Here is a 9,084-nt window from a genome sequence, read left to right as displayed (position 1 = left end):
CTCGCCCGCCGCAGTGGGAGAGGGGCTGGGGGTGAGGGACGGTTAGAACTGGTTGTTCATCCTATGAACCATTACACATAAGAATATAGAACATAGGGATCGCGGATCGGGGGCTGGGCTTGGGAATAGGCTATTGACGCTTGGCTATCGGAACGTTTTGGAATTTCAAACTAGCCCATAGCCCATCCCAGACCGATCCCCAACCCCCGATCCCCGACCCGCAATACATACAAGGACACTTATGATTGCAGTGATCAATTATGGAGCTGGCAACTTGCCCAATGCAGTGCGAGCCTTGGAATATGTTCAAGCCCCGATCGAAGTGGTGACTGATCCAGCGGCAGTACGGGCGGCGCAGGCAGTGGTTTTGCCTGGCGTTGGCGCAACCGCCGATACCATGCGCTCGTTGCGTGAAATGGGCATGGATTCAGCAATTCGCGAGGTGATTGCTCGCGGAACGCCATTTTTGGGCATTTGTGTGGGTATGCAAGTGCTGGCCGAGCAAAGCGAAGAATTTGGCTTGCACGAATGCCTTGGCTTAGTGCCAGGCACGATTCGCCGCTTCGATCAAGGCTTGAAAGTACCACAAATTGGCTGGAACGGCGTGCAGCACGATGGCAGCGCCTTGTGGGATGGGATTCCCAACGGAGCTGAATTTTATTTTGTGCATTCCTATTATTTAGCAACTGACGATGTAGCTTTGGTCACTGGCCGTACCGAGTATGGTCTGAATTTTCCGGCAGCGATTGCCCGCGATAATATTACTGCTGTCCAGTTTCACCCCGAAAAAAGCGGCCAATGGGGGCTAAAATTGCTGGGGAATTGGGTTGAATTGGCACTGAGTCGGGGTTCAGGGGTCGGGGATCGGGCGTAACATTCAAGCAATCTCAATATTATAGAGCTATAACAAGGCGATGATAGAGCGCAGCAGGATCGTATAAAACTGGGCTGGTTTGGCAAACATAGCCGATCCCCAACCCCCAAAACCCGATCCCCAATGACTTTTAGGAGAACCATGCAACTTATACCAGCAATCGATTTGCGCGATGGCCGTTGTGTGCGGCTGGTGCAAGGTGATTTTGAACAAACCACCGTCTATGGCGATGATCCGGTGGCGGTCGCGCAGCAGTGGGAAGCAGCCGGCGCTGCCCGTATTCACATTGTTGATCTTGATGGAGCCAAAGCTGGTCGCCCAACTCAAACCAGCACGATTGCTGCAATCACCAAAGCGGTCAGTGTGCCTGTGCAACTTGGTGGTGGCTTGCGCGATGCCGCCAGTATTGCCGCCGCTTTTGAGCTTGGCGTGAGCGATGTGATTTTGGGCACGGTAGCGGTGCGCAACCCTGAATTGGTGGCCGAATTGGTGCGCCAATATGGTAAGGCGATTACGATTGGTATCGATGCCCGCAATGGGGTCGTGGCGACCGAAGGCTGGCTGGCGAGCAGCCGTCAACGCGCAACTGAACTAGCTGAACAAATGGGTCAACTCGGAGTTGCGCGGATCATCTATACTGATATTAGCCGTGATGGCACCTTGAGCGAACCAAATTATGCTCAAACTGCCGCCTTGGTAACCCCCAATGGCCCAGCAATTATCGCTTCTGGCGGCATCGCCCGCGTTGAACATTTGGCGCGTTTGGCTGAACTGGGCATTAGCGGGGCAATTATTGGCACGGCACTTTATACAGGCCATATCGATCTGGCCTCGGCAATTCAAACGATTGAACACGGAGGCTAAACGTGTCGTCATCGAAACAAGATATTACTGCTCGTTATGAAGAGGAGCGTTTACGCGCCCAAGAGCAATCGCAATTGCTCTATCTCCAGAATCAAATCGATGAATTACGTCGTCAAATCAAAGACGTAAACGGCAAGTACGCGTGGTCAACCGAGCAATCGCGTAAATCTGAGGCGGTCGTGGCTCAATTGCAAGGCATGATCGAGCGTCAAGCCCAAGAGCAAGCCCAAACCTTGGAAAGCTATCGCCGCGAATTGACCACCTTGCGCAAGGAAATTGCTAACAGCACTGTGCGCATGGACGATAGCGTCAAGCCAATTCGTGATATTCAGCTTTCGTTGGCCCAACAGCAAGAGCATCGCAAACAAGATTTGCAAACATCACAAAGCTGGTTTGCCCGAATTGAATTGATGGAACAGCGCATGAGCGATTTTGAGGCGCGGATGCGTGAGCAAACTGAGCATTATCGTTCGTTGGGCGGCCAGATCGAGCATTTGCGGGCTGCCGATGCTGAAACTGTGCAAGATATGCGCAAACTTAGCGAAGATGTGCAAATTGAAAAGCAACAAATGCGTCGCCAAGCCGTCGAAACCCAACAAATGGTGATCGATATTGGCGAAGGTATTCGCGAGTTGCGTTCGCGCTTTGAGCGGCTTGAGGATTTGCAAAAAGGTTTGGAAGCCCAAATCGAACCATTGCCTGAGCAAATTGAGGTTGTACGTGCCCAACTGCCCGATATGATCGCCGAAATCAAGCGGATCGAGCGGGTCAGTACCGAGCGCTTCTTGATGAACCAAGAACGCTTGGAAGAATTACGCGGTCAACATAACGAGCAGCTTGATGAATTGCGCAGTGCTGATGAAACCCATCTTCGCCAAATTATGGGTTCGTTGGAGCGGATTGATACCTGGTGTCATGAGTATGAATCGAAGCTCAGCCGTACCCAAAACCGCCTCGAAGATGCCCAAATTTCCAATTTGAGCCGCATGCAAGATTTTGAGCGGCGCGAAGTGCAAGCGCTGAGCGATATGTTGGCGGCAATTCAAGGCCGTTTGCAAATTGCCCAAAGCGAAATTTTGGAACGTGGAAGCGAGATCTAAGCATGCTGACACGGCGAATTATTCCTTGTTTGGATGTGAAGGCTGGGCGTGTAGTCAAGGGCATCAGCTTTCTCAACCATCGCGATGCTGGTGATCCAGTGCAATTAGCAGCCTTCTACAACGAATCGGGCGCTGATGAATTGGTGTTTTACGATATTACCGCTTCATCCGATGAGCGCAATATTATGGTCGAAGTGGTTGAGAATGTGGCACGGCAGGTCTTTATTCCGCTAACGGTTGGTGGTGGCATTCGCACGGTCGATGATATGTATCGAATGTTGCGGGCTGGCGCGGATAAAGTTTCGATCAATACCGCTGCGGTGCTCAACCCGCAATTAATCGAAGATGGAGCCAAGCGTTTCGGCTCACAGTGCATTGTGCTTTCGATGGATGCGCGTCGGATCAACGAGCCAGGCCAACCCAGCCAATGGAATGTTTTCACCCATACTGGGCGCGATCCACGGCCAACCGGCTTGGATGCAATTGAATGGGCCAAACGAGTGGTCGATTTGGGTGCTGGCGAGTTGGTGATCAACAGCATGGATGCCGATGGTACTGGCGCGGGCTACGATAACGAATTATTATCGGCGATTAGCCAGCAAGTTGGCGTGCCTGTGATTGCCTCTGGTGGTGCTGGCAAGCCCGAACATTTGCTCGCCGCATTGCACGAAGGCAAAGCCGATGCCGTCTTGGCTGCCTCGATCTTCCACTTTGGCACCTACACGGTCGAAGCCGTCAAAGAATATTTGGCCAATCAAGGCATTCCAATGCGCCGCACGCCGAGGCCTGTATGATCATTAGCATTCGTTTATTTGCTGGCTTGCGTGAAGCACTCAATCAATCAAGTCTGAATTTGGATGTGGCTGAGACTGCGACAGTTGGCACAGCGCTGGCGCAATTAGCTGAATTGCATCCCAAATTGCCTTTAACTGGCTTAGCGTATGCGATCAATCGCCAATATGTGACGCTTGAGGCGACGCTTCAGCCCAACGACGAACTGGCCTTGATTCCGCCAGTGAGTGGGGGCTAGAGTGCAAGCATTTTTGGTAACCGAGGCAGTTTTGCAACCCGAGCCGTTGCGCCAGTTGGTCAGCGACCCCGGCCATGGGGCGATTGTGCTGTTTGAAGGCGTGGCTCGCAATAACTTTGGTGGGCGAGCTACGGCCTACTTGGAGTACGAAGCCTATCCCGAGATGGCTGAGCAGCAACTAGTCTTGTTGGCGCGGCAAGCCCAAGTCCAATTTGGCATTGGCAAGGTCGCGATTCACCATCGGGTTGGCGTGTTGCAAATTGGCGAAACTGCCGTGCTGATTGCAATTGGCTCGGCCCATCGTGGCGCGGCATTTGCTGCGGTGGCTTGGCTGATGGATCAAATCAAGGTGGTTGTGCCAATTTGGAAATGTGAGCACTGGACCGATGGTTCGCAAGAATGGGTGGGTCAGCGTTGAAGCACTAAGGTGAGCTATGCGATTGCTCGAAAAACTAGCACGATGGTGGTGGCGTTGGCTTCTAACAACAATTAGTTTGTTGGGCACGGCGCTGCTTGGCGTAATCGTGGCGAGTATCGCTGGCTGGGTTCCGCAACCAAGTGTTTTGCGCTTAACGCCGTTGGCTGGTAGCCGCGAATTGCCGCCAGCCACGGCCTTGGAATTTAATTTCAATCTGCCGATGGATCGTTCGAGCGTCGAGGATGCTTTGGTGATTACGCCGCCGGTGCGTGGACGTTGGCATTGGGAAGGCCGCGCCCGTGCCCGTTGGCAGCCTGAATTTGGCTGGACACCAGGCACAACCGTGACGGTGCAATTACGCCCAACCGCCCAATCGATGTTGCGCCAAACCCTGGCAACAACCGTGACAACCCAATTTACCGCCGCTCCTGCCCCGCTGTTAGTGTTTCGCTCACCGCTACCCAATGCGATTATTGCCCCCAATACCCCGATTTTGTTGCGTTTCAATCGGGCGATGATCGATTATGCCAGCCAAACTGAGCGGGGCTTAGCTGAATTAAGCATCGAGCCAAATGCTGCTAGCCAAGTGCGTTGGCTCGATGATCGTAGCGTTTTGGTGCAGGCGCAATGGCAGATTGGTCAGCACTATCAACTCAAGCTGCAAGATCTCAACGATCTGCTGGGAATTCCGGTTCAGACCACCGAATGGCAAGTGCAGGTGAGCGAGCCAAACCTGATTGCTCCGCCAACGACCCAAACCCTTCAGGCTGATCAAGCCTTGGAATGGGCCTTTGAGGGTTTGCTTGATCAAACCACAACCCAACAATTGATCAAACGAATTCAATTTACTCCCGCTGTGAGCACAACCTGGCAGGTGCAATATCAGCCTGATCCCCAACCACAAACCATCATTCAAGCCTTGCCTGAGGCAGCTTGGCCAGCTCAAACGCTGACTACCAGCCTACAACTCAGCCAGCCAATCACCCAAGTTTGGCAAATTCAACCCAACTTGCAATTAATTGGCTCAGTGCCAGGCCGTGGTGGCAGTTTAGCCGTTGATGATCCGCTGCGCTTGCTGTTCAACCAAACGCCTGAGCGCCAGCAACTTGTCGAGCAACTATTTATCGAGCCTGAAGTTGCGAATGTGGCGATTAACATCAACAATCAGCAGGCCTTGATTAGTGCTGCATGGCAACCAAGCACAGTTTACACGCTGACCTTGGCTGGCTCTGCCCCGCTGACCTTTCGCACCCAAACCCAAGCGCAGCCACTGCAAATTGAAGGTGCGGCTTATTCGTTGTTGTTGCCGGAAACTACCGCCGAATTGCGGTTGAGTGGGCGCGAAAATAGCCGACTCACGGCGAATCTGTATGCGGTTGATCGGGCGGTTTTGGCGGCGGCTTTGCAACAACCGCAAACCCCGCTTAATCCTCAGCGTTATAATTTGCAACCGCAACAGCAATGGCAAATTGCCGCTGGCCCTGAACGAACCATTAGCATTACCCCAACTCAAGCGGCGTTATTACTGCAAGTGCAAGCTCCCAATGCCGAACTTGTGCAACATGTGTTGATTTGGACTCCCTATCGAGCGCAATTGTTGGCGACACCTGAGCAAGCCCAAGCGTGGATTGTTGATCTGGTCAATCGCCAACCAGTCGCCGCCGCAAATTTGAGCATTTTGGCGGGTGCAAATCAACTTGCCACAGGCCAGAGCGATTCGCAAGGGCTTTGGCAAAGCTCAATTCAGGGCAGTAGCGGGCGTTTGGTCTTGCTTGGCGGCGAGCCGCAAGCGCCGATTGTGGCTGAAACGATTATTCGACCACAACGCCAAGCACCAAGTTTGAGTAGCCAATTGCTGCTTGACCGCCAGAGCTACCTAGCCAACCAACAACTGACGATTATCGGCAGCAGCGAGTTTGCTGCGGATGGGATGACTACGCCAACCCTAACCTTGGCAGTGCTTGATCCTAGTGGCCAAGCGATTGCGCCCGAACAAACCTTGGTGCTAAGCCAAAGTCTCTGGATAACCAAGGTGCAACTGGCCGCCGATGTTCAACCTGGTTTGTATGAAGTGCGGCTGCGCTATGCCAACCAAGTGATTGCGAGCCAAAATTTTGTGGTCAATCAGCCCGATTTGGCCTATCGCGTAGTTTTACCCGAATTGCAAGCGACCAATGCGATCGTGTCAGCTGAAATCATCAGCGATTTACCGAGCCAACATGGCCTGTGGCGCTTGCTTGATCAGCGTAATCGCCAAGTGAATGCTGGCAGTTGGCATAGCAACGCCGCTGGAATTGCCCAGTTCGATTATCAACAGAGCCAAACGTTGTTGGGCGATTATGTGCTCGAAATTCAGCTTGGTGAGCAAGTTAGCTATCATCCCAGCCAAATTCACTATCCTGCGCAATTAGCTGCCAAGGCTGAGCAACAGTTGCTCAATCCCAATCAACCAGCCACGATCAACTTCCAGCTGCGCGATCAACAGGGTATGGCTTTGAGCAATCGTGCTTTGCAAATCGAAGTTCAAGGCGCAATTAGCAGCACCCAAAGTTTGCGTACCAATGCTGCTGGCGAAGTTGTTTGGCGCACCAATGGTTTGCGGGCGGGCCTGTGGCTGATTCGTGCCAGTAGCCCAGATGCGGCCAGCGTGGAAGTGCCTTTGTGGGTGTTGGGGGCCAAGAGCGATCAATTGATTGGTCGGAGCCAAAGTAGCTTGGTCGAAACAACTGAACTCGCGCTTGCCCCGCTGACCAATCTGGCGGCTACTAATGTGTTGGTTAGTTGGTTTGAAGGTAGCAGCATTCGCCAGCAGATTCAGCCTTGGGTTGCGGGCCAGAGCATCGCGATTACGCCCAGTCTGAGCAATACTCAGCAATTAGAGGTAGCTTTGGCTTGGCTTGATGCTGAGCAGTTAATCAGTAGCAGCAGCCAAATTCCCTTCCAAGCAGTTGCGCCACTCGATTTGACGATGGTTGTGAGCGGTTCGCAATTGGTGCTGGCAACCCAACGCGCTGGTCGTCCTGTTGCCAGCATGGTTGGCTTGAGTTTTCAGTCAATCCAAACGTCAGCTAGCCAACAACGGCTTGTGCGCACAGCCAGCAATGGCCAAGCAGTGCTCGATTTACAAGGATTTGGCGAGGGTTGGCGGATTCAGGCCTTAGCCAGTGATGGCTTGAATAGCGCCGAAGCCACGACGTTGTATGCAGCAAATCCCTTGATCGATGCCCAAATGCTGTTGCCCGAACGCTTGATTGTGGGCGATCAACTGAGCGTGACCGCTCGCTTGAATTTGCTAGCGACTCGCGGTGGGATTCCTAGCGTTAGCCTGAGCGTCGATTCGGCTTATCTTGCGGCCTTGGCTGAGCCAACCACGGGCAATAGTGGCCGAATTTATACCACAACTCAAGCCTTGGTTGCCGCCAACCTTGGTACGACCACGCTCACCGCAACCATTGAAGTTAATCAGCAAACCCAAATTATCACCAAAGCCCTGACGATTCAGCCACCAAGCCAAGTGCGTTTGCAACAAAGCCGTTTGTTGACCGAAGCGACCGATATTACTTGGCAAGTGCCGACGGCCAACCAAGCAGCCTCAATTAATATTGTGATTGCTAGTTTAGCCCAAGCCAGCCAAGCCTTGCCTAGCCAATTGCCGGGCGATGATCCCCTGACGTTGGCTGGGCGAATTGCGCTATCCCGCTATGCAGCGCAGCCTGCGCAGGCCGAGATTGAATTATTGGCCAAGCAGCAACTTACCAATGGCAGCTGGAGTTGGGATGCGCAAGCGGGCGATTTGCAATTGACTGCCTTGATTGTGCAACTGATTGCGACCGAGCAACGTTCGCCCCAACTGCGCCAACTCGAAGATCAAGCCGCTCGTTGGTTAGCCTTGGTTAGTCCACTTGATCCCGATTTGCGCAGCGAAATGCTGTTGGCCTTGGCGCACAGCGGCAAAACAGTTGAAGCTCAAATCACCAGCTTGCTCAAAAATCGCCAATTAACCACTGCCCAACGCTTGCGCTTGATCTATGCCTTGGTGCTGCTCGATTCGCCTCAAGCCGATCAATATTTGCTTGAAGTGAGCCAGATGTTGGCTCAACCCCTAACGCCAAGTGCTTGGATGAGTCGCACCCGCCAAGCGGCGCTGATCGGCTTGATTTTTGAGCGCAGCCAACCAAGTTCAGCCTTACGTGCCCAAGTGCTCAAACTGATCGCCGAGGGCTGGAATGGCACGACATGGGAAGATTTGCCAAGTAGCGTAGCGGTATTTCAGCTAACCCAACAAGATTTTCCAACCCGTGGGGATTATCGTTTGGGCTTGAATGGCGCAGCCTTGAGCGATTATGATCAAGCTAGCAGCCTAATGTTGCCAATTACCAACCAACTTAACGTGCAGATCGAGCCGAATGGCCCAATCTTGTTGGCGAGTCAAGCTAGCTGGCAAAACCCTGCTACCCAAGCCTACTTGCTCCATTCCAGCAGCGAAGATCAATTGGCTTATGGTGAGCAATGGTTGTGGCAAGGCTATTTGGTGCTTGAACAAGATCTGTCATTGTTACAACTACGTTTGGCTGCGCCGAGTGGTGTGGAGTGGCAGCTTGGTTCAGCTACAGGCTTGAATTGGCATGATGGTCTGTTCAGTGCCGCCAACGTTCGGGCTGGCATTTACCCCATTCAACTATTGGGCGTAGCTCGCCACAAGGGCCAATTTGCTTGGCCAGCGCCCCAATTAACCAGTGGCGGCCAGATCGTTGAGCTTAAACAAACCGCGCCGCCAGTGCTAATTCGCTGATGGTAC

The 9,084-nt window shown here is 53.0% G+C and carries 7 protein-coding genes; all 7 read left to right on the top strand.

Annotated elements, in window-relative coordinates; all coding sequences use genetic code 11:
- Nucleotides 1-241: 241 nt before the first annotated feature.
- The 7 genes from hisH to DEF47_RS07495 all read left to right on the top strand — a co-directional run bounded on the left by hisH (nucleotide 242) and on the right by DEF47_RS07495 (nucleotide 9,078).
- The gene (gene hisH / locus DEF47_RS07525; protein WP_012187715.1) at nucleotides 242-874 is read left to right on the top strand and encodes an imidazole glycerol phosphate synthase subunit HisH; all 633 of its coding nucleotides are present in this window, start codon (nucleotides 242-244) and stop codon (nucleotides 872-874) included.
- A gap of 141 nt (nucleotides 875-1,015) precedes the next feature.
- Nucleotides 1,016-1,738, top strand: a complete 723-nt coding sequence (hisA, locus tag DEF47_RS07520; RefSeq protein WP_012187716.1) for a 1-(5-phosphoribosyl)-5-[(5-phosphoribosylamino)methylideneamino]imidazole-4-carboxamide isomerase — start codon at nucleotides 1,016-1,018, stop codon at nucleotides 1,736-1,738.
- Between the two features lie 2 nt (nucleotides 1,739-1,740).
- A complete protein-coding gene (locus DEF47_RS07515; protein ID WP_012187717.1) occupies nucleotides 1,741-2,838 on the top strand; it encodes a coiled-coil domain-containing protein in 1,098 nt (365 codons plus the stop codon).
- 2 nt (nucleotides 2,839-2,840) lie between these two features.
- Entirely contained in the window at nucleotides 2,841-3,632 is a 792-nt protein-coding gene (hisF, locus tag DEF47_RS07510) for an imidazole glycerol phosphate synthase subunit HisF (RefSeq protein WP_012187718.1), read from the top strand.
- On the top strand, nucleotides 3,629-3,868 hold the full coding sequence (locus DEF47_RS07505; protein WP_012187719.1) for a MoaD/ThiS family protein: 240 nt from the start codon (nucleotides 3,629-3,631) through the stop codon (nucleotides 3,866-3,868). Before hisF ends, DEF47_RS07505 begins: the two co-directional genes overlap by 4 nt.
- Before the next feature lies 1 nt (nucleotide 3,869).
- Entirely contained in the window at nucleotides 3,870-4,286 is a 417-nt protein-coding gene (locus DEF47_RS07500) for a molybdenum cofactor biosynthesis protein MoaE (RefSeq protein ID WP_012187720.1), read from the top strand.
- Between the two features lie 16 nt (nucleotides 4,287-4,302).
- Nucleotides 4,303-9,078 carry an Ig-like domain-containing protein gene (locus DEF47_RS07495; protein WP_012187721.1) on the top strand — a complete coding sequence of 1,592 codons (4,776 nt, stop codon included), beginning with the start codon at nucleotides 4,303-4,305 and terminating at the stop codon, nucleotides 9,076-9,078.
- Nucleotides 9,079-9,084: the final 6 nt, after the last annotated feature.

This window comes from Herpetosiphon sp. (genome assembly GCF_003512625.1).
Lineage (GTDB): Bacteria > Chloroflexota > Chloroflexia > Chloroflexales > Herpetosiphonaceae > Herpetosiphon > Herpetosiphon aurantiacus.
The sequence above is the reverse complement of the archived record's forward strand: the minus strand, read 5'-3'. Positions and strand labels throughout refer to the sequence as shown.

Excerpts from the sequence above, each read along its gene's own strand:
- DEF47_RS07505 (WP_012187719.1), top strand. The coding sequence starts at position 3,629 with ATGATCATTAGCATTCGTTTATTTGCTGGCTTGCGTGAAGCACTCAAT.
- DEF47_RS07495 (WP_012187721.1), top strand. The coding sequence starts at position 4,303 with ATGCGATTGCTCGAAAAACTAGCACGATGGTGGTGGCGTTGGCTTCTA.
- hisH (WP_012187715.1), top strand. The coding sequence starts at position 242 with ATGATTGCAGTGATCAATTATGGAGCTGGCAACTTGCCCAATGCAGTG.
- hisA (WP_012187716.1), top strand. The coding sequence starts at position 1,016 with ATGCAACTTATACCAGCAATCGATTTGCGCGATGGCCGTTGTGTGCGG.
- hisF (WP_012187718.1), top strand. The coding sequence starts at position 2,841 with ATGCTGACACGGCGAATTATTCCTTGTTTGGATGTGAAGGCTGGGCGT.